This is a genomic window from Maribacter algarum (ex Zhang et al. 2020) (genome assembly GCF_005885635.1).
Lineage (GTDB): Bacteria > Bacteroidota > Bacteroidia > Flavobacteriales > Flavobacteriaceae > Maribacter_C > Maribacter_C algarum.
The window spans coordinates 816,809-839,381 of record NZ_VATY01000002.1; the positions used below are offsets into that span (position 1 = coordinate 816,809).

Annotated in this window: 17 protein-coding genes; 3 read left to right on the top strand and 14 right to left on the bottom strand. The window is 38.6% G+C overall.

Features of this window, described 5'->3' with window-relative positions:
* Positions 1-95: 95 nt before the first annotated feature.
* Positions 96-1,781 (bottom strand): leucine-rich repeat domain-containing protein, encoded by a 1,686-nt coding sequence (locus FEE95_RS12500; RefSeq protein ID WP_138658281.1) that lies wholly within the window; start codon positions 1,779-1,781, stop codon positions 96-98.
* Positions 1,782-2,000: 219 nt separating this feature from the next.
* The gene (locus tag FEE95_RS12505) at positions 2,001-5,387 is read right to left on the bottom strand and encodes a LamG-like jellyroll fold domain-containing protein (RefSeq protein ID WP_171037039.1); all 3,387 of its coding nucleotides are present in this window, start codon (positions 5,385-5,387) and stop codon (positions 2,001-2,003) included.
* 516 nt (positions 5,388-5,903) lie between these two features.
* Here FEE95_RS12505 and FEE95_RS12510 point away from each other — a divergent pair.
* Positions 5,904-6,521: a DEAD/DEAH box helicase gene (locus FEE95_RS12510; RefSeq protein WP_138658283.1), complete on the top strand. Its 618-nt coding sequence runs from the start codon at positions 5,904-5,906 to the stop codon at positions 6,519-6,521.
* Between the two features lie 41 nt (positions 6,522-6,562).
* Here FEE95_RS12510 and FEE95_RS12515 read toward each other — a convergent pair whose 3' ends face one another.
* The 5 genes from FEE95_RS12515 to FEE95_RS12535 all read right to left on the bottom strand — a co-directional run bounded on the left by FEE95_RS12515 (position 6,563) and on the right by FEE95_RS12535 (position 12,413).
* Entirely contained in the window at positions 6,563-7,321 is a 759-nt protein-coding gene (locus FEE95_RS12515) for a class I SAM-dependent methyltransferase (protein WP_238474569.1), read from the bottom strand.
* Between the two features lie 86 nt (positions 7,322-7,407).
* Positions 7,408-8,262 (bottom strand): MORN repeat-containing protein, encoded by an 855-nt coding sequence (locus FEE95_RS12520; protein WP_138658284.1) that lies wholly within the window; start codon positions 8,260-8,262, stop codon positions 7,408-7,410.
* A gap of 34 nt (positions 8,263-8,296) precedes the next feature.
* Positions 8,297-9,124, bottom strand: a complete 828-nt coding sequence (locus FEE95_RS12525; RefSeq protein ID WP_138658285.1) for a DUF2490 domain-containing protein — start codon at positions 9,122-9,124, stop codon at positions 8,297-8,299.
* A gap of 3 nt (positions 9,125-9,127) precedes the next feature.
* A complete protein-coding gene (locus FEE95_RS12530; protein WP_138658286.1) occupies positions 9,128-11,083 on the bottom strand; it encodes a hypothetical protein in 1,956 nt (651 codons plus the stop codon).
* A 133-nt stretch (positions 11,084-11,216) separates the two neighbouring features.
* Positions 11,217-12,413, bottom strand: coding sequence for a PQQ-dependent sugar dehydrogenase (locus tag FEE95_RS12535; protein WP_138658287.1), 1,197 nt, complete (start codon positions 12,411-12,413; stop codon positions 11,217-11,219).
* Between the two features lie 152 nt (positions 12,414-12,565).
* Between FEE95_RS12535 and FEE95_RS12540 the strand changes: the two genes are divergently transcribed.
* On the top strand, positions 12,566-13,438 hold the full coding sequence (locus FEE95_RS12540; RefSeq protein ID WP_138658288.1) for a sugar phosphate isomerase/epimerase family protein: 873 nt from the start codon (positions 12,566-12,568) through the stop codon (positions 13,436-13,438).
* A gap of 2 nt (positions 13,439-13,440) precedes the next feature.
* Here the strand turns inward: FEE95_RS12540 and FEE95_RS12545 are convergent, their stop codons facing one another.
* The gene (locus FEE95_RS12545) at positions 13,441-14,352 is read right to left on the bottom strand and encodes a sugar phosphate isomerase/epimerase family protein (protein ID WP_212748433.1); all 912 of its coding nucleotides are present in this window, start codon (positions 14,350-14,352) and stop codon (positions 13,441-13,443) included.
* Between the two features lie 121 nt (positions 14,353-14,473).
* On the opposite strand from FEE95_RS12545, the gene FEE95_RS12550 reads away from it, so the two are divergent.
* Positions 14,474-15,211, top strand: a complete 738-nt coding sequence (locus tag FEE95_RS12550; RefSeq protein ID WP_138658289.1) for a phytanoyl-CoA dioxygenase family protein — start codon at positions 14,474-14,476, stop codon at positions 15,209-15,211.
* A gap of 13 nt (positions 15,212-15,224) precedes the next feature.
* Here the strand turns inward: FEE95_RS12550 and FEE95_RS12555 are convergent, their stop codons facing one another.
* The 6 genes from FEE95_RS12555 to FEE95_RS12580 all read right to left on the bottom strand — a co-directional run bounded on the left by FEE95_RS12555 (position 15,225) and on the right by FEE95_RS12580 (position 22,552).
* A complete protein-coding gene (locus FEE95_RS12555) occupies positions 15,225-15,968 on the bottom strand; it encodes a 3-keto-disaccharide hydrolase (RefSeq protein ID WP_138658290.1) in 744 nt (247 codons plus the stop codon).
* Positions 15,969-15,976: 8 nt separating this feature from the next.
* Complete coding sequence (locus FEE95_RS12560) at positions 15,977-17,290, bottom strand: Gfo/Idh/MocA family protein (protein WP_138658291.1); 1,314 nt, start codon at positions 17,288-17,290, stop codon at positions 15,977-15,979.
* Between the two features lie 147 nt (positions 17,291-17,437).
* Positions 17,438-19,042 (bottom strand): FAD-binding protein, encoded by a 1,605-nt coding sequence (locus FEE95_RS12565; protein ID WP_138658292.1) that lies wholly within the window; start codon positions 19,040-19,042, stop codon positions 17,438-17,440.
* A 6-nt stretch (positions 19,043-19,048) separates the two neighbouring features.
* A complete protein-coding gene (locus tag FEE95_RS12570) occupies positions 19,049-19,414 on the bottom strand; it encodes a hypothetical protein (protein WP_138658293.1) in 366 nt (121 codons plus the stop codon).
* A gap of 235 nt (positions 19,415-19,649) precedes the next feature.
* Positions 19,650-21,584 (bottom strand): OmpA family protein, encoded by a 1,935-nt coding sequence (locus tag FEE95_RS12575; protein WP_138658294.1) that lies wholly within the window; start codon positions 21,582-21,584, stop codon positions 19,650-19,652.
* Between the two features lie 20 nt (positions 21,585-21,604).
* Positions 21,605-22,552: a PorP/SprF family type IX secretion system membrane protein gene (locus FEE95_RS12580; RefSeq protein WP_138658295.1), complete on the bottom strand. Its 948-nt coding sequence runs from the start codon at positions 22,550-22,552 to the stop codon at positions 21,605-21,607.
* Positions 22,553-22,573 lie beyond the last annotated feature (21 nt).

Below are 22,573 nucleotides of genomic sequence, written 5' to 3' on the forward strand. Positions count from 1 at the left end.
AGTACTGTCTTCCCTCCTATTATAGATACGTTTATAGGGCTACTTCTTAAAAATGAAAATTACATAAGAGTTTATGAAAACACTATTTTAGAGCATTAACCATTATTAAATGACCAATCATAATTTACAATCAAGTCATTTATTTTTGAGATGGTCTCGTTGGAGACTGCTGAAGTCCCCGGGTTATTTAAATAGTTAATATATCCGTTCATAATAGCATCAGATACTATTTGGTCGTACATCAGATTAACTATTTCATCAAGTTCAGTTTCATTAAATTGATTGTCCCCAATGTTTAAATGGGATATTTTGGTATTCAGTGAGATATCAAGATTGCTGAAATTATTGTTCTTAATATACAGTCGCTCTAAGTCAAGATTAGCAGATAAATCTATAGTGGTCAAACTATTCTCTTCTATATACAAATCTTTCAATTTTACATTTGTTGATAAATCAAGGGAGGTCAATTGATTCGTATACAAATCGACGCGAACGAGATTTGTGTTTTTTGATAAGTCTATGTTTTGAAGGTTATTTGCACCTAGGTTGATTTCCGTTAAGGCTAGATTTGGTGAAATATCAATAGTCGTTATTCCATTGTTTGCAACATCAAACCGTTCCAAATTCAAATTATTCGAAAAATCGATACTTGTTAGCCCATTGTCTCGTGCTAGAACATGCTTTAATTTGGAATTATTGGTAAGGTCTAGGGCTGAAATTTGATTACCATTAACCCAAAGGGTTTCCACATCAGGGTTCTCTGAGATGTCGATTTCCGTTAACTGATTGTAGCGTACCAAAACTGATTTTAAATTCGGATTGTTATTCAAATCTAAACTTGTAATCTGATTGTAACCAAGCCCTAAGGTTTCCAATGCCAAATTTTCAGACGTATTCAGGACTGTAAGGTTGCCCGAGTACAGCAGGCAAGATTTAAGTAATGTCAATTTTTCTATGGAAACGGAAGTGAGATGGCTTTGCCAATCGCTTTCCTGGTTACTGCCAAATTCCAGGAGTTCAATTGCCTCAATGGCCCCACTAATATTTATCATATATGTACCATTCTGCGAATACGTATGCGATATTTTGTTTTCAATACCAGAATCATTTATAGTAGATACATATTCTTCTATTACCCCATCTCCCCAGTCTACCAAGTATGTAGAACCGGTAATAGATTTTAAATTTAGGATTTTAGGAGTAAGTCCATTAGAATCATCTACTGTTAGGCTAAAGAAATCAGTACTTTGAGGAAAAGTCAAAGTTAGTCCTGTATACCCAAAATCAACTGAAGTATATCCAGCGGCATTAATATTTTCAGTAGGCACTTCTTTGATTTCATCTGCTGAAACAACAAAATTAAAAGGTAAGGGCTTAGTTGCGAATTGGGCTAAGGCAGAATCTACTTTCGGGGCCAACGAAATCACTACATCATTGGCATCGGTCACAATGAATTCCGTTACAGTATAGGTGCCGGATTCTAAAGTAATTTCAGGAGTCACATAGCTATCGCCATCTTGTATCAACGCTAACTTTTCCCTTGTAAGAATAGTATTTCCGTCAGAATCATTTACACTCAAGAGCACAAATGCTGGTTCTAAGTTATTTTGTTTACCCGTGGATGAGCTTATCGCTTTTAATTCCTTTACATCAATACGAAATACTTGTTTTCCTTCTGTTGCTACGGTTACCTTATCTACTGGCACAACGGGTTCTTCATTGTCTGAAGAACATGAAACAGCTAAAAAGACTATTAGTAGTATGAACACTATTCTTTTCATAGGAAAGTAAATTTAAAATTATGGAATACAAGTTTTTAACGTAAAACAACTGAGCAAAGTATAACACAAAAAAATAAGATGAACAATTCCATTATTAAGGCATGATGCTATATTGGCGGCACCTACATATTCATCAAAAACTGTTATAAAATAAACCACGGCGAAAGGGCCGTGGTTCATCTATGTTGAAACAAAGTTTAATGCTCGTGTCAGTTCCGTCTATCGTTTGACAACTTTAAAATTTCGTTGCACTCCCTTTTGCAACACTTTAACTGTGTAAATACCATCGGGATATCCTGTAAAATTCAACTCAGGATTTCCTTGGTCTGTTTTGAAAGTACTTATAACTCGACCCATAAAATCTATAACCATAATATCCATTTCTCCCTGCGGTATACCCGCTATGTTGAACCTGCCCAAAGTAGGGTTGGGATAGACATTCCATATTTGATCACTTTCCGCTCTTGTGGGCTCCAGTACTAAAGATTCCTGTAAATCTTCCTTTTCTATTTCAGAAGATTCGGTCTTCGCGGTTGAAGCAATCGCTGTTTTGCCTCCATTAGCTTTTTTAAATAGGGAAAGTACTTCTTCTTGAGTAAGAGCTTTATTGAATAAACGTACATCGTCCATAGCTCCTTTAAAGTACTCTTTACTCCATCCAGACCATCCAATCCAAGCGACACTTCTATCTCGCAAGCTTCCGGAAAAGGATTCCGTATGAACATTTATTCCATTTATGTACCACTGCATTGCACTACCGTCAAATGTACAGGTTACCATTTGCCAAACATTATTTTGGATACTTCCTTGGCTAAGTAGTTTACTTCCGTTCGCAGTGGTAGTGACTTTAAAGCCGAGTTTTCCTCTATGAATGAACATCATGAATCCACCGGCTGTGCTACTACCAACTAGACCTTGGTACCCACCTTCTGCATTGATGGGTCTGACCCATGAGGACACCGAAAAACCAGATTGCAAATTATCGTCGATATCGGGAAGTCGAATATAATCGTCAGACCCATCAAATATCAATGCACCTTCGATTTGACCAATTGTTTTGTCATTATTGAAGGTAATTCCTTTTTCAAGCTTGCCGTCACGGTCTTGTCCACTAGTATCTTTCGCATTTGTTCCATTTGTTTCATCCAGTGGCCAGTGACCAACCAAGCTATCTAATTCAAGTGGTTCACTTTCTTCTATCTCTTCAACTATATCTTCTTCTTCTTCTTCTTCTTCCACCTCTTCGCTAATTGGAGTCTCTACTATCTCAATGGCATTGATAATAGGATGCCTAGTACCTCCATCGGATGCCAAAGAAGAGAAATCTATGTCAAGTATTCCATCAGAAACATTTACCTTATACGTTCTTGTGAGAAGGGTTTCTGCCCCGACTTCTGCGAATACATCCAAATTGTCTTCCAAGAGCTCACCCTCAAAACGGATATCGAAAACACGTTTACCTGCTCCGCCGCTACCTCCACCGGTGGCACCGAACCAAAGCTCTGCGAAATGGAGCTCTACTGTATATTCTCCATCGTCTAATGGAATGTCATAATTCATCACCTGTGACCTACTATAGCGAAAAGTCTTGTAGGGATCTTCGAGACCCGTCTGGGGCCTATCTAATTCACGGCCGGTATCGAAATACGTGTCCGCCGAAAATGAATCGCCATCATGAAAAACCTCTTCTCCACCTGAATTGATTCGAAGGACAAAATCATTATTTGTCTCAATTTCTACAGCAGCATCTGATTGAATTCGATACGCCCAATTTTTTGTACGATCCTTGTTTGGTACCGTAGGTGTTTGCAGGGTACCCTTATCGTCTGTCTTAATATCGTCAGCAAAAATCCATTTTCCATTGGTCACATCCCACCATTCGAACGCATAGCTTTGCGACGCTATTAGGTTTGTAATCTTGGGAAGTACACTTGGACTAGATCTGGAATCAGCAGTAAAAAACCCTAAAGCAAACTTTTTGTCATCAGATATCGACAAGGTATGTATAAAGCCTTGACTATCGCTTAGATTCGTATGTGCTGCAGGTTTCAATTGCCGATAGTCGTGTCCTGCGTCTAATATAAAATTTCTTAAATGCCCCATGGACTGTGATTCGAAGGAGTTTAATGCGTTTTTCTGAGGATCATTATTAGGCACAATTGTACCCCCATCGGATTGTCTCCTTCCGGTTGCCGTCGCTGCTCCCGAATACCAAGCATCTCCCCACGCATGACCTGCCAAACCACCACTCAGCACAGAACCATACATTTGCATTTGCGCCATGGTGATATCAGTAAGCCCTTGATTAATCTCATTACTGGAATGTAAGCCCCAACCCGGGTAAAAAGGTTCTAAATTGAGGGCGGGTTTAGTCGATTTTTGGGAATTGTGTATGTTCCGAAGCCATTCGTGCATGGTTTCATCCCTTTCCGCATTACTTACATTTTGTACATCCAATGCATTCGGCATATCTTTCTCCCAATTGTTTAGCGTTGTATTGAAAGACATTGCCGTTCTAGGCTGTCCATAAGGCATTTGATTTCCAAGCTGTTTACTTAGTTTATTGTGTGCGTCTTTAACCAATTCACGCCAATTGGGATATATTGAACCTTGACTGTCATGGTGTACCCAACTAAAAATCATATTGTAACAACCATAACGCGCCCATAAATATCTGATGTAATTATAAAAAGCATCTTTTTCGTTCTGAGGACGAAACGGCCAGCGCTCATGTCGTCTTACGGATTCGAACAAAGTCACGAATCCCTGATCAGACAAAAATTGCATTCTTTTGTCTACAGCTTGCCAGTATTCTGGTATGATCTTTTTGTAGTCGACTTCTGGATAGGCATCAGTAACGGGCTGCCCTGGTACTTTCATTTGGAAAGGACTCTCTCCGCTAGGAGCTATTTTCTTGCCCCAGGTTGCACTTGCCCACAAACCTGATTTAGTACCTGGGCGGTCTAAGTTTCGTCCTTGTTGTTCTATATAGCTATCATCGGGAAAACTCGCAATTACGTTTAGTCCGTTAAATCCTTGATTTTTTCGAGTTAAAATGTAGTCTTTAAATGATATCCCGGTAATGTCATTTGCGTTATCAAAGCCAAATACTGCGGTCAATGCAGACCATGAAGTATCTGCCGTATAGAAAAATGGGGTGCCATCGGCGTATTGCAAAGTTCGGTTTGTAACTGGATCAACTTGTATAAACCCGCGGTTATTAGGGTTTGCACTTACATCTGCGGCATTCGCAGTAAACGAACCACTTTTGCCAAGAAAGCCCTGGTCTGCATTGCCGACGGTCTCATTGATTATATTCCAAGTCCAGTTTCCTGGGGAGGTAGCAACCAATCGGGCACGAAAAACGTTTCCGCCGTCCCAAAATATAGGGATTCGATATACCTGACTTGATTCAGATTTTTTTAATTCGACCCATACATCCACATCCATATAGGGGTTATTATACTGTTGTTGACTAATAAATTCGACTTCAACAACTTCCATGACGGCATGTGTTTTGGTCTGGGCGAAGGCAGCAATATTTGTATAGCTGCATAGCACTACGAGTAGAAAAAATCTGTAAATAGTAGAAATTCTTGATTCCATAGGGGGATTCATTTAATTAGGTTAATAAATAAAGTTCACTTGAAGAATTGGATATTGGGGTCCAAGGGTTTGGGGTACTAAAAATTATGGGTCGACAGGGCTAATGGGGTTTGGGGGTTATAAAATACAATGAGATAAGCTGGATATTGGAATCCAGGGTACTAGAAAAATGGAGTCATAGGTTGAGCGGGATTAGTGGGGTTCATGGGGTTTTGGAAGTTTTCCGATAGTACTTACGGTATAATAGACTGTTTTGGATGCCGCTTAACCGATTTTTCTCACATTTTAGCCGTTATATATCGATTCAAAAAGTGTTAGACCCTTATTTTCCCTATTGTATTGCGGTGATTTAATAAGGTTTCGTTTACCAACCAATTTTTTAAAAGATTGTCAATCATCATATTAAAATAGAATTAAGGGAGATACTAGCAGCGACGCACCATTTCTATTAGAGGCTTTATATTTGTAGAGCTGAAAAGCTTTTATTTTTCACTTCCATTATATATTCATTCATATATGCCCTTTAAAAAATTACATGCCCATATTCAGGAAAGAATGATATTTCAATCGATTGAAGAGCCCACTTCTTTTCAAAGTAAAAGTATTCCCGTAATTAAAAGTGGTGCGAATGTCTATTGTATAGCTCCAAAAGGCAGCGGGAAGACGACTACGCTTATCTTGACCATCTTGCAGAAATTGAAATGCGAAGCTATTGGAAATGCACCACGAGCGGTTGTTTTGGTTGAAAACAAGGAAAAGGCTTTGGCCCTGTACCGTACTTTTTTAGACTATACCAAACAAACCTCGCTACGGGTTTATGTGGGCTATGAACAATTGCATATCGATGTGCAAAAATCAGAAATCTTTGAAGGTATAGATATTCTTATTACTACTCCGAAGAGTATGAACAAACTGTTTTTATTAAATGGGGTAAGCACTTCGCAACTAAAACTATTGAGTATAGACGACGCTGAATTTCTCATTCAAAAGTCCGAATATGATGCTATCATGTCGATTACGCAAAGTATCCTGAAATGCCAGTATGTATTGTACACGGAAAAAATGCATCCCAGGCTGAAGCGTTTTGAAGAATATTTCATGGAACGTGCACGGCTTATTGAAATAAAAAAGTAATACGCTAAAGAAGATCTCTTTTATTTTTCAGGAAATGTATATCACTCCTTAACAAATACCATGCAATGCTGCCAAGGGAGGTTGTCAATGTTTTGTTTTAGCCTGAGTCCCGCTGCTTTCATTTCCTTGACTGCCTGAGCTTGGGTCATTTTATGAAGTAGCTTTATAGGAACAGTATCATCTTCACCCCGATACTCAATAAGAAAGAGTTTAGCGTCTTTTCGCATTGCTTTTTTAAGGGATGCGATTACCTCGACCGGATAACTGAGTTCGTGATACACATCGACAATAAGTATTTTATCTACGGAGTTCTCAGGCAGATTGACACTCTTCTCACTTCCCTTTATAATTTCAATATTCTTACTACTCCCCTTTTCCTTTTTACTTCGGAGCTCAGCCAACATTTCATCTTGGATGTCAACTGCATATATCAATCCGTTTTTCGCTTTGGGTGCCATTTTAAAAACATGATAACCTGAACCTGCTCCGATATCGGCAATTGTATCTTCGAATTGAATATCTAGATTTTTCAATAGAACAGAGGTGTTTTCCTCCTTTTCGCGTTCAGGTCGTTCAAGCCAACGCATTCCTTGAAATCCCATCACATGGGCAATTTCACGCCCCAAATACCATTTTCCAATTCCGTTTGGGTCACCAGACTTGTAGGTATATCTGTCTTGCACTGTAACCTCTTGGGCAAGAATGGCACCAGAGAATAGGGTAAGCGTAAAAATATAGAGGAATTTCGTCGTTTTTTTCATGCTAAGTGAAATCTGCAGGTGTACTAAAAGTCCGCCCATTGCGACAAGAATTTACAAATTTCTTAGCCAAAATCACAAAACGTTAAAAGATAAGTGAAACAAGAGCTTGAAAGAATTGGAACTGACTAGCGACTTCCCCGTTTGGTGGCTTCAACCAATTTGTCATCTTGCCATTGGCCACCAGTAACTATGGCACCATCTGTTCCGAAAAATTGACCTTCACCGCTGCGTTTATCGTCTTGCCATTCACCTTCATACTTTTCACCATTGGGCCAATAGTAAGTTCCGAAACCATTGCGTTTGTCACTATTGTAGGTTCCAACATAGTATTGTCCGTCCGACCAATAAAATGTGCCTTCACCATGACGACGATTGTTCTTCCATTCCCCTTCATAGCGACTTCCCGTATCTAAAAGAGCAATACCATAACCATTGGCTTTCCCATTTTTTACCTCACCAACATAATGCATTTGATTTCCCTTAAGGCTTTTGAATTGTAGGTATTCGCCAAAGGACTTTTTCTTCAACAAACCACGTAAACGTGCCAATTGTACTTTGGTCTTTTCCAAAGTAAAATTTAAGGAATCCATTTTTCTAATCTCTTGTGAAGTTGCAATCAGAGAAATAGCGAGACTATCGGTATCCTTTTCGATTTCCTTTTTCGCCTTGTTTCCTGCAGCTTCCACATGTAATAATTTTTCAGCTAAGGCTATTCGCACGGGAATACCCATTTTATTTTCATGATGGATTTTCAGTGTTTCGTTGTACGAACTCAAAGCTGTGTCATAATCTCCTTTTAAAAGCATAGAATCTATATGCACCAACTCTTCGTAGTCATGAAGCTCTTCAGTTAAATTGGACTGTTGTTCTTCAATTTGGTTCAATTGAAGCTTCAAGCTTTTCGTCTTGTAAAAGAAGAAGACGGCTGCTACGGTTGTAATTCCTAGGAGGAAAAGGACACTATATTTCTTAAAATTCATATCTCGGTTACAAAGTGAACACCTTACATACGAGTTAATCGTTCAAATGGATTTCGGGAAGTTTATTTTTTACTTTTCTAAAGTCTGGGGAATAGTAAAGGTGGATACGCCCGGTATAACTTTGCTTATAAATCCCTCCGTTTTTCAAGTCCTGACCCATCGAATACATAAAACCTGCAGCTACTGTTAATCGCGGTGTTAGTATGTATCCCAAGGTCGTTGTCAATCGTAGATCTTCTAATGGACTAGCCACTACCGTTTTTCCACTCTGCATAATCAATTCCGCTTCTGGAGAAATATACAGTGTTTTCGGTTTTAATTTATCGTGATTCAGAGGTACTTTAGCACGTAGCATATACCGCCATCTATTTCTATAGATGTATTCGCTATTTTCCTTAAAACTCTGGGTCCAACGATGCTCTATACGAATGCGATGATAAATCATGGCGCGATATACTTCTTGCGCGAACTGATATTGATGCCAAATTCGAAACTCAGGAACAACATTGCGATCTTCTGATTCGAAGTCTGTATTAAAGTTAATTCGCAGTACGCCACCTAAGCTGAAATTGACCTTTTTTGAATAAATATAACCTAAAGCATGACGGTTATAGATTTGGGCAATTTGCCCAATATGATTGACGCTACCGGTTTCGTCAAATCTGAAATGGGTCTGGGCATCCCAAAATAGACGCTTTGAAATCCTGATTTTACCATAGGTATTGAACCACATTTTTGTTACAGGTTCTTTGTACTTCGATTCTATGGGAATCACTTGTTCTTCCGTTTCCTGCGCCCTGCTGATAGTGCAAATAAAACAAAGAAATATAGCCGGCAAAACACTTTTATTCAACTTCTTCATAGCTTACTCTTCAGCTTTGATAGGTTGAACATTAAATAGTTGTATGATGGTCTTCGGATTTTCTTCACGCCGCAATTTGCGTTCTAATTTTTTTGTGTCCTCTTCACGCAACAGCAACATTTTTTGGTAGCTACCTTGTATTTCATTTTCTAATACAACGATGCTTTCGCAATTCAATTCTTGGGATGCCGTTTTCAAGAAATAAGGCACAAGTACCTTTTTATAGGCCGAGGTGAGACGTTTCTTCACATCTTCATCCATTAATACTGCCATAAATGGGTTCCAAACGGAATCTTGGTACAGGGAATCTATTTCTATTACTTGTGTCGGGAGTTCGGCGACCGAGCTTGATAAATTTGAAAGGTGTGTAAAACAATTATTTATAATGGTACCATACTGAAACTTTTCTTTTGAATCTTCAATAAGGGCATACTTGCTTAATGATTCGTCGGCAAGATTTTGGATGTTTTGTAGGGCTTTGGCATATTCTATTGGAAGAGTAGCTTTAACGGAATCTATTTGTTCCATCAGAGCTTCATTCTTTAGAATAAGACGTTCTTCTAAATCAATGAGTTCTTGCTCTTGCTCGGCATTAAACAGCTGTTCAGAGAGTTTATTCTTAATGGAATTTAAGCTAAGGTTGGCATAACTTACCAGCTGTTTTATCGTAGCGATATCATTACCCGTGAAATCTAAATCGGAAGCATTTGGTAATAGGAAAGACTTTTGCGTACCTATACTATCAATTGACACATTGATAACGGTAGATGGTCGTGTTTTAGACCATATCCTTGAAATATAGGTGTCCCTTTTTATAAACTGGAGTAAATCTCTACGTCCAAGGCGCACAAAGTCTTTTGTAGGATCTAAAAAGTCCTTTTGAATCTTAGCAATGCAATTATAATAAAACTGGGTGTTCTCATCAGAGCGTTTAAGAATGTTTAAATGACTGTTATTTAAAAGTGACTTACTGATTTCCTCTGCTTTCTTATATTCAGTAACTAGTATTTTGAGATTTGCCTGTTCCAGGGTGTCCAAGGGAAAAGAAGGCACTTGTACTTTAAACTTTGGTTTGAAGTCTGAAGTACCTAATTTGGATAGAATCCCATCAATTTTTTCATAGTAGCCAGCATTGGCAGCTAAAACATTGGGAAGACCTTCAGAGAAGCTTTCCGATATTTGACCAGGGCCTAGGCTAATTCGTAAAACTTCAATGAAATCTTTATCTAGATTGATGATTTCATAATCGTCTTCATTAATTCCGTAAACCGGAATATCTTTTTCTATACCATCTTCATCAATCTGTTGAATTTTCCGCAACAAACCTTCTTCAAAGAACCAACTTTCAGTGTTTTCGATGACATTTACATTGTAGGATGTCCATTCATCGTGTGCCAATCCATTTCTTAAAAAACGCCCTACTAGGATGACATCTTCGTTCTCAATTTGAAAATTACGTTGGGGCACTCCATTTTCGAAGGTAATATCACTTTTGAAGAGTCTTTTTTCTTTTTCTGAATCTTTGATTTGATTCACTTGGTAAGTCCATAATCCATCAGGTTTTCCGTTTTTCAGGTCACCACTTCCCTCCTCTTGCCTGCCGCTAATTAGTACCCGATATTCAAAGTTGACTACATTACTTTGGCTATCGGATTGAAATTCACCAAATTGAAAACGCCAAGCATCAGTTGCTACACCATCTGTAAACTTCCCTTTAAATAAAAAGGAAATGTCTTGTTTCTCTAATAGCGCTTGTAAACTGGAACGCTTCAACTGGAAGGGACCGTCAAGTAAGGTATCGTTTTCTACGATTTTATAGGAATATAGGGCATCACCAGTGTAGTTCTGAACTTGTAAAGGGCCTTGATATTCAAACCGCTCTTGGGCAGACACTAATGCCGTTATTCCCAGAAAGCAAGCTATTGAAAGTAATCGTAATTTGATTTCGGTCAGAATCATTTGGTAATAGAATGTGTTTTGTCCGTACGTAAAAGGTATTGTACGAAAAAGTTCCTGCTTTGGATTTTTAGAAAGACTAACTTTTGTATAATTGGCAAAAGAACCTCAACTTTTTGGCATTCCAGTACAGGATTTAATTGCTCGCCAGAAGTTTGTCGTCATAGGTCACTCGATAAATCGCATCTCCAAAATCATCGGAAATCAATAGCGAACCGTCTTCTAAAAATAAAAGGTCAACCGGTCTGCCAAACCGTTCTTGTTCCGCTTTGTCAAGCCATCCCTCTAAAAAGGTATCATAGGCAACGGACTTTCCATCTTCCAATTTCACTAGGGATATTTTGTAGCCCACTTTTTTAGAACGATTCCAAGAGCCGTGTTCAGCTATGAACGCATATTGCTTGTATTTCTCTGGAAACATATCCCCAGTATAAAATTTGACCCCTAAAGGAGCGACATGTGCACCCATAGCTTGCACGGGCGCTACAAAATCTTCGCAGGGACGATGGCCTCCGAATTCAGGGTCTTTCACTACTCCTCCGTGACAAAATGGATAACCGAAATGTTGCCCTGCTTCTGTTACACGATTCAATTCACAAGGTGGAATATCATCGCCCAGCATATCCCTTCCATTGTCGGTGAAATACATCTCTTTACTTTCCGGATGCCAAGTAAAACCGACTGTATTCCGAACACCATGTGCATAAATTTCGCGATTGCTTCCATCAGGGTCCATTCGGGTAATACTAGCAAAACGCTTGTCCGATACTGTAGAATCGCAAATATTACAGGGAGCACCAACCGGAACATATAGTTTATCGTCTGGTCCGAAAGCTATATATTTCCATCCATGGTGGAACTCAGTAGGGTAATCATCATATATAACTTCAGGTTTTGGTACACTATCTAACTGGGCTTCGATATTGTCATATCTTAGCAATCGACCGACCTCTGCAACATAAAGTGCTCCTTTCCTCAGGGCAATGCCATTTGGTGCCTGCAAGCCAGTGTCCAAAACGATAACATTGTCAGCTCTAAAATCTTTGTCGCGATCTTGAATGGCGTAGACCTTACCTTCATTTCGGGTTCCTACGAAAAGTGTTCCGTCATCACCCATTGCCATTGAACGCGCACCGTCAATACTATCGGCATAAACCTCGATTTTAAATCCTTCAGGAAGTTTTAGTTTTTCAATCGGAAGTACAGAAGCAGATTCTTCATATTGCACCAATGGTACGGCTTCTTGGGTCTTCTCCCCTTCTTTGCAGGAAGAGCATGTTATAAAAAGTACCGATAACAATAAATTTAGAATGGAATAGAGCGAAGTTTTCATAAGTGTTTCTTATTTGGCCTCTCAAAAATAGTATCTTCTGGTCAATTAGCAACGGTATTGACTATAAATCCCTTGGGTTAAAATCGTTTTGTACAGAAGGCAATATCAATTGCATTTTATTCCTATTTTAGCAGAGAACTAGTATTACGATAATGAAAAAAGCAATCCAAAGAGTATTTCAGGCTACATTAATTCTAACTTTTATAACAACGCACAACATTTTCGCACAAGATCAAACAGGCGGTTTGGCTCTTTATACGGTGCGCGATGATATGGGAACCAATGCTAAAGCAACCCTTCAGGCTGTGGCAGAAACAGGTTATAAAAATATTGAAGCTGCAGGATACAAGGATGGTTCGTACTACGGAATGTCCCCGAAAGACTTTAAAGCTTATGTAAAAAAATTAAACTTAAAAACGGTCAGTACGCATCAGTCCGCTGTGACTTTAGATAACATGAATGCCATGTTCGCAGATGCCAAAACTGCGGGATTTAAATATTTTGTAGTGCCTATTCCGCCGATGGGATGGTTCAAATATGATAATGCAACAGCAACGATGAGCATGAACTGTACTGTTGAAGAGCTTGCAAAAACTCTTGATGTTATGGGTGAAAACGCTCGAAAAGCTGGATTGAAACTATTATATCATAATCATGACTTTGAATTCATGAAAAATGATAAGGGTATTGTACCTATTGATTATCTCTTGGAAAATTGTAATCCCAAATATGTGAATTTTCAAATGGATCTTTTTTGGGTAACAAAAGCAGGTGCAGACCCACTAGCCTATTTTAAAAAATATCCAAAGCGTTTTAAAATGTGGCATGTGAAAGATATGGATGAGCAAGGTCGTTTCGCCCCAGTCGGTAAGGGAACCATTGATTTCAAAAAGATTCTTGCGCAAAAGAAATTATCGGGAATGAAATATTTTATGGTAGAACAAGACCAAACCTTTGATGACATGAAACCCCTTGACGCAATTAAAATTAGCCATCAGGGAATTAAAACAATTGGTTTTAAGTAAGCTTATAAGTACTTCTGTAAATTCTCTTTGAAATAGGCCGCACTATCTGCAATACTCTTCATTGAATTAACTGCGTAATTACCACCTTGCTCTATGTAGTAATATTGTAAGGCGTCCTTTTCTATATTGGATAGCATATCCACATAATCTATTGATCCGTTGCCCATTTCGGTATAGTCTCTGGTAACTTTATCCATATCCTTAACATGCCACATTACGTAACGCCCTGGGTTATCCGCAATAAGTTGTTTTGGACTTTTTTTCGAAGAATGTTCTACCCAATACATATCCATTTGGAGTTTTACCAACTCCGGGTCCGTATCATATAAAATGGTATCATAACCGTTTTCTCCATGATGGTCTGTAAATTCAAAATCATGGTTGTGATAAGCAAAACCCAATCCACCTTTATTTACTATCTCACCCATTTTGTTTAGCTTTTCAGACAATCGTTTGAAGCCATCCATATTTCTATATTCAGGTGCCAACCAGGGCCAGGTAATATATTTTGCTCCTATCAGATGAGAACCTTCAATACATTGCTCAAGATAGCCTTGTAGCTCCTCAAAAGGTTTCATGAAATAGCTTGAGAAATCATAATGGCCGCTAGTTACTGTAAAGTCCAAATCATCGATTACATTTTTAAATTCCTTAGCCTTCATACCATAATATGTGCCATTTTCACCATCATATCCAAACAGTTCCGAATCTTCGTAACCCAAGGCCCGAACTTTCTTTAAGGTGTCAATGGGGTCTTCTGCCATTGCGTCACGAATGGTGAAGAGTTGAAGCCCCATTTTAAATTTTGATTTACTTTCCATGGAAAAACTTGATATTGGTAACATTGCTGCAGAGAGCAACAAACCGGATTTTTTTACAAAATTTCTTCTGCTATTCGTTTTTAGACTGTTCATCTGAACCTTGTTGGATTAATTTGTTACGAAAGTCAAATATAATCTTAATTCTCTCTTATACCGTTTTGATTATTAAATCTAACTAATCCGTAAATTGTAGTAATGAATTTAAACGGTTCAAATGCTTACTGAGAAAGAAGTCGAAGCTTTAGATAGAGATGGATACCTTCCTCTAGGACAACTGTTACCAGACTCTGAAGTGCTAATGGTAAACAAACGAATTGATGAATTGATTGCCTTGGAAGGAGAAAATGCCGGATCAGAATTGTTCGACTCGAAATATATTCGTCATCCTAAGGAAGTAGGTGCCGATCGTTTGGCGAATTTGGTGAATAAGGGTTCAATTTTTGATATTTTCTACACGCAGCCAAAAGTTCTTGCTGCAATTGAAGCGGTTTTAGGAAATCAATTCAAGCTTTCGTCATTAAATTATAGAGCTGCAAAACCGGGCTTAGGACTTCAAAACTTGCACGTCGACTACGGAAACACCGTTCCAAATGGTGGCTACAAAGTCTGCAATACTATTTGGCTTTTAGATGATTTTACCAAAAACAATGGGGCTACGCGAATTGTACCGGGCACACATAAAGCGAAACAGCTACCTCAAGACGCAATTAGAGATCCCAGTCTTCCGCATCCTGATGAGATTTTGATTCAAGCCTCTGCAGGGTCGGTATTTGTTTTCAACTCACATGTTTGGCATGGCGGTACCACAAACAAAACAGATAAATATCGAAGAAGTATCCATAGTTATTTTTGTACTTCAGATCAACCACAACAGCTTGATCAAAAGCAATATATTAGCTCCGAGACACGTAATAGAATCGGTCAAAAGGCTCAGAAAATATTAGATGTTTAAATAAAAAATTCTTCTAAAGCTTTTTCACCATCTGCTTTTCTGAGGTAACTCCGGATGGTAATTCGATAAGTTTGAAATTACGGAATTGAATTTCTGCTCCTTCTGATTCCAAACATAGATAGCCCTTTTTTATAGTAGAATTTCGGATGCCATTAACGAACTTTCCGTTCACTGAAAGTTTGATTGTTCCATCCACGCAAACTACAGTATAGTTATTCCAAATTTCTTTGCCCTTCGCCCTATTTTCTATGGATTTACTACGTGTTCCTCTCGGATTATCAGGAATAGTCTCCACTCCGCCTACCCCAAAAAGTTCTCCGTGGACATAGGCTATAGGTGGTTTTTTACCGTCACGCAAATTCAAGTTGACCCAGTCCAATTCCAGCATCTGTACTTCCACTCCTCCAGGTAATCTTGACTCAGGATCCGGAGTAGCATCACTCCAAACGAAAACACCAGAATTCCCGCCAGCCTCCATATGCCTCCACTCTATCTTTAAAATAAAGTTTTCATATTGCTTTTCAGATCGCATCACGCCAATTGGAAGTCCTTTGCAAATAAGAAGATCCTCCTCTGTATGCCAGGTGTCATCATCCGTATTTACATTAATCCAATTGATAGGCTGTTTAACTACCTTGGTATTTGAGACTAGCGTATCCAATGGTATTTCGGTTCCAAAAATAATATCGGGTTCTTGTCCATAAAGGGTAAAACTGAGCCCTAGTAAACAAACAAAAGGAATGATAAGTATCTTCATGATGTGGTCTATATAAATTTCGTTTTACCGGGAACCGCTATTGGTGTCATAGCGTACTCATAGTTCCAATCGTAATCTTTGAAGTCCGGACCAAGTGATTCATTGGAATTGAGCGCTTCTTCCCAACCAATTTCCTGTCCTGTATAGCCTGCAGTCCGCGCAAGAATCGCCATCATGGTACTACCAGCCATTTTTTCTCCATCATTCACTGCCTCACCGCTTCGTATTGCTGCAAAAAGTTGATCGTGCTCCGCTTGAAACATATCATTCTTTTCCCCCCGATATTCCCAAGGATTTTTGCCCGTTAATTTGGCCTTCCCGTATAGGTTGAGTTGTGCGCTTCCATCGGAACCAAAAACTTCAAGTGTATTACGACCTTTCGTATTGGCCTGTTGCCTAGTAAATAGACATGCTTTTGAACCATTTGCATATTCGTATTCTATCGCGAAATGATCATAGATATTGCCGTATTTCTCATCTACCCTTACTTGTCTACCACCCGTGCCTACTGCTTTTATAGGCATTTCATCGCCCATCGACCAAGCAATCAAATCACAACTATGCACAGATTGCTCTACTATAAAATCTCCAGATAGCCAATTGTAATAATACCAATTGCGCATTTGATGGGTCATTTCTGTCCAGTTCGGTTGACGATCTTTGAACCAAAGCTCACCTCCGTGACGAAATGCGTTTACAGACCTTATTTCTCCAATCTCACCCTTATGGACTCGCTCTAAGGTTGCCTTGTTCATTAAGTCATGACGAAAGCAAAAGCCAGATACGACATTTAGATTTTTTACCTTGGCTTGTTTTGCAGCTCCAAGAACTTTTCGAATACCAGGCGCATCAACAGCTACTGGTTTTTCACAAAAAACATGTTTGTTTGCATTGATTGCAGCGACAAAATGGTCTGGTCTAAAAGCTGGAGGTGTTGTTAACAGTACAACATCAACGCCCGAATCAATAACTTTTTGATACGCATCAAAACCAATGAACTTATTCGCTTTGTCCATCTTGAGTTGATCTGGCTTAAGTTTTATAAGTTCTGCTAAGGAACTTTCAAGACGGTCTTCGAAAACATCTCCCATGGCCGTTAATACAACATTTGGATCGGCATGCAAAGCTTGGGAAGCCGCACCGGTTCCTCGACCTCCGCATCCAATAAGGCCTACTTTTATAATGGAATCCTTAAAGGTTGGTCTTGAGCCATAAATGGCTGAAGGATACGCTATTGAACTTCCAACTAGTACTATTCCTGATTTTTTAAGAAATTCTCTACGACCTGAATTGGAATCGTTTTTTTTGATTTTATCAGCCATATTCATAAGGTTTTGGAAATGTGCTGATTAAATATACTCAATATTCCATCTACGCCAAAAGATGTGCCGATTTGGTGTTGCTGAAGCAATCAAAAATAATCGTCGATGTCGCCGATGCAATTTCGGACTTTGTAGGATAAATTGAAATCAAATTCGCGAAGCAATTAAATTATTGGGAATATTTAACTGCTCTTCCGAAAGACCTACTGTTTTTAAAAAGCCGTTTGAGAATAACTTTTGCATGTCTTCTGATAAAAGCGCACTTCTAAAGGTCTTCCAAGTCGATGCATCGGCGCCATACATATGATCTACAAGTCCGTTGAAACCCCAATCCGAATTTTTACCCCAGTGCATGGTAAAAGGAATATTATTTCCCTTCAAGGCCTGAATCATCTTTTTTGAAATTTCCTTAAGACCAATTAGTTTTTTTGATTTCTTCCATAACACACCATCTATTTCAATCATGCATGTTATTGGAAATCGCGAAAAAGCCAGGGTTGCTTTTGATTTTTTTACGAATCGCATGGCAAATATGCCCGGAATGGGGCCATCGTTTTTGGTGACATCTGCAAGAATTTTCAAAGCTTTTGAGGAGTCCTTATGATCTACACCAAATGAAATAGCGAACGCCGGACCTTGATAAGGAGCATCCCAAAAGGTTTCTGCAAGTGTACCTATTGATACTTCATCGACATTTGGCAGGATAGCTTTTTCAAGACTTTTAATGAACAGTGGAATTGTTTTTGGAAATTGTCTACTAATCTGAATTATCAGGTTTATCAAATCTCCATACAAAGATGTTTTAATAACTGGAAACGGGTCCGGATAGGATTGCCTGTATGGCTTTTTGTACATGCATTCCACAACATATTTGCCATCATCTTTATATTGATTTATAAAAATTTTATAGTGATAGGGCGTTTTCCCTTTTCCATTAACATCGGTTTCTCCTTCGATTTTGAAAGTAGAGTTTTTAAAATTCATGGTCTCTGCCAATTTCAACGCAATCTTCTTATCTATCTTTCTGACATATCTTTTTAGCAAGAATAAATTTTGAGCTTCAATGACTACTCCATGAATAAAACCAAAGGCTCCTAATCCAACGAGCGCAGCATTGAAAAGCTCGTCATTTCGAATTATTCTTGCCTTCAATTTTTGACCAAAGACATCATTAAGGGCAGGTTTGGTATGTCGCTCTAAATAAACAATATCTCCAGGGTTGGGTCCAATAATCAAATTTAGTCCAACTACATAATCCTGTACAGAGCCTACGCCAAAGGCGGAACCATGGACTCCGGTTGATATACACCCCGCTATAGTCTGACCATTACTAGCGCCGGTGGTCTTTAGTGATTTTCCATGGCTAGCTAGTTTTCCTGACACCTCTTTTATGGTATTCCCACATTGAAACAAAAATAGATTTGAGGCATTATACGATGACATAGAATGCAGGTCTTGATCTGCAAATGTAAAATTCAAATTCATCGCACCATTGAAATGCATACGATCCTTTTGATGGGCAACATTATTCATTGACCATGCTGAGCCATAGGCACGAAAGCCCTCACTTTGATTTTTAGCCTCTGTTATAAGTCGCTGTATTTCTTTTGCTGCATCATTGTAGCGATCAAGTTTTGATGGCATTATACCAGAACCCTCTAATTTTGTTTTGTATAAAATTTTCAGAGGAAAAGGACCATTATTATGAAGCGTATCCCATTTGTTAAGCGGATGTTTTGTAGTTGTTGCCATTGTCGATTAATTAGGATTTTCTTTCATACAGACATATTTGATTTTCACCTTGCGCTTTCTTCCAAAGGTTACGGCGCTAAGAAGTACACTCCCAAATGTATTTCTGTATTCCACAGTGTGCAATTTCCCAGAAGGGCATAAATCACTCTTTTTGATAAGTAAAGTGAAATCTTTTGTGGTGGCATTGATGCTAATAGTAGTATCTAGCTCAATAACTGCCATTCCCCTATAATAGTCCTCACGTACTAATGGCACTTCGGGTTCGTAAGCTCCTTCAATACTTCTTAAACGAACTGAGTAGCACCCCTGAAGTAATAGGGATATACTAAAAAGGGTAAATACTAAAAAAAAGAAAGCTCTTGTAAGTTTCATGGCCGCCCCTTTATGTTCTCTACAAGCACATTAGAGTAGGTTGCAAGGGGAACCTAGAACTGGTTAGGTTAGCAATGTATTATTTTTCTTATGGTTTTATAAGAGGAATTGTATAGATGGATTGGGATTTTGTATGAATAGTATCCCTTTGGCTAAATTATAGAATTGAAAAAGCCCTACAAACCAGCATGGACCCTGAAATTGTAAAGCTCTTTCTACAAAAAGTGTTTGAGTATTAAATTTTTACGATAATAAATTCTGTTCTTCTGTTACGTGTATGTTCTTCTTCTTCACATTCGACATTGTCTACACAACGATTTAAGATGATGTTTTCACCTTGACCATCAAGGCGCAAACGATATTCAGATATTCCATTTCGCATTAAATAAGCGGCTGTTGCAAAAGAGCGGTCTTTTGAAAGACTTAGGTTATATGCATTTCTACCGCGACTATCCGCATGTGAGACTACTTTGACATGAACATTAGGATACCTTTTGAGATATGATACGACTTGGTCTAACTCGAGCTTATTGCGGTCTAAAGTCTCTGTTTTATTGAGTTTATAGAAAATGGGGTCAAGCCCTAAAATACTGATAACATCGCTGCCTATTTTTGGAGCAATGTTTCGCATCTTGATTTCAATTGATGGTTTGGTTTCATCCCATGAAGCCTTGAAATCTTGAGCTTTGGCCATGTAATCGGTTTTACTGACATTGATAGTATACAATACATCAGCACAGTCAAAATTAGAACTTATCATTCCATTGGCATCTGTCTTATTCGAAATTACAATATCTCCTTCCGGATTTTTAAACTCTACTAGTGAAGCTGCTAAAAGTTCATTGCTCTTATCGTCCTTTACAGTAAGTTGAAAGTTTCCAAAACAATTCCCTACCAGGGATTTGCTTTCAATAAACGTATATATGTCATCATCTCCTTTTCCCCCCTCACGGTTTGAAGCGAAGAATCCTTTTCCCGTAGACTCATCAATGATAAAAGTCATGTCGTCTGCCGGGCCATTTACTGGAGTCCCCAAGTTGATTACTTTGTTGTTCAGTACTTTTCCCGTCGCGAAAATATCTAGTCCGCCCAATCCCAAATGACCATCGGAGGCGAAGTATAAAACTCCTTTTTCAGTTACATGTGGAAAGGTTTCTCTTCCCTCAGTATTGATATTTGAACCCATATTTGCAGGAATACCAAAACTACCATCGGGATTAATATCTACCTTAAAGATGTCGGACATCCCTCTAGTACCGGGCATATCAGAAGCAAAATATAGTTTTGTTTCATCATGACTTAAGGCAGGATGGGCTACAGAGTAGCTATCATCATTAAAAGGCAACTCTTCAATATCACGCCAGTTTCCTTTCGCGTCCATCCGAGCACGGAATATCTTTAAGCGTACCTGACCTGTGGTATCGGTTTTGAATCCAATTCCCTCAACATTGTTCCTCGTAAAATAGACCGTACTTCCATCTTTTGTAAAAGTCGCTGTTGATTCATGCAATTGGGCGTCCAATTTTCTTGAAAAGACTTCAGGTTTATAGAGTTGGCCGTCTTCCATTATGGCTGCCTTTATTAAGGTTAGGTAAGATTGACCTGTCCATTTATTTTTTGTCTCGGTGCTATTACCATTTCCTCTAGCGGAGGAGAATACCAGTTCATTCTTATAAAAAGCAGGAGCAAAATCAGCCTGCGGGGAGTTTGCACCAATATTTGCTAAGGAATAACGCCCAGAGGTTGCGGTAATGTCACGAAGGTATTCTGGTAAAGCACTTAATTTCGCTGCTCTTGAATCATTTTCTTTGAGTTCGCGAAGTTCTTTCAATAATTTGTCTGCCCCTTCAAAATCATTACTATTTTTTAGGGCGGATGCCGTACGCGCATAGTATTCCGCAGGAACATTCTTACTCAGGGACAACATCTTCTGATACGATTTCAAAGCGTTTTTCAAATCGGAATTATAGTAGTAACTATCCCCAAGTTTTTGATACACATCGAAGTCAGCTTTACCAGCGTCGACGATTTGTTCATATAAACCAATAGCATCTTTATAAGCAAGGTTTTCGTAATGTTTGTCTGCCTTTTTAAGCAAACGTTTTTGTGCGATTACTGAGCCTACACCAAGAACTAGAAAAAAGAATAGAAGTGTGATTATTTTTTGCATGATTAAACTTTGAGGTTGTATTAAAAGAATCTGGGATATACTATTTTTCGTTTGTTGAACAATTCAACACGTAAGACGAGCTCGTATGAGCCTGCATTAAATTGGGTTGCTCCAAGAGAACTTGGTTCCCAATCATATGCAAAGCCTAATAAAAATGATTGTTTGATGCGATATGCCGCTTGTGCACTCACTCCTGAACCCCAACGATATGCAAGGCCTAAAGTCAGCTTTTCCTTAATTAAGAAATTGGTGGAAATATCTACTTGTAAAGGTGCTCCGGTAACTAATTTAACCAATCCTGCGGGCTTGAATTTTAAATTAGGGTTTAGCTGAAACACATAACCTGAAATCAAGTATAAATTGATACGTTCAGATGCTAAACTTGTAAACCCATTAGTGTCATCAGCCGATTTATCAAAATGTTTTGTTTCCAAAATGTTTGGCGCTGATAATCCTAAGTAAAAATTATTGGTGTAATAAAAGGCGCCTAACCCGAAATTGGGCGAGAACTTATTATCGATATTATCATCTATCAAAACATCATTACTGGAATATTCATTTAAGGTCTCGAAATCGATATTTAATAGATGCCCTCCTGCTTTCAATCCAAAAGCTAGTTTCCCTTTTTTAGAAATTAGCATGGTGTACGAGTAATCAATATCAAAATAGGTTTCTTGAATAGGTCCAATTTTGTCATTCACGATGGATACTCCTATCCCTGAATTGCTTAGATTTCCCAAGGGAGTGTCAAAGGTCAAGGTTTGTGTTTCAGGGGCGCCTCCCACGCCAATCCATTGATTTCTATACAAGGCCGTAAGGGTCAGCCCATCCCTTGAACCAGCATATGCAGGGTTAATACTTAGCGTATTATACATGTATTGCGTGTACTGCGCTTCTTGTTGCGTATACGATTGAAGACCTATTAGGAAAAACAGGATGAGAATATAATATTTAAAATGCGTTTTCATTAGGCACGATTTAATTGGGAT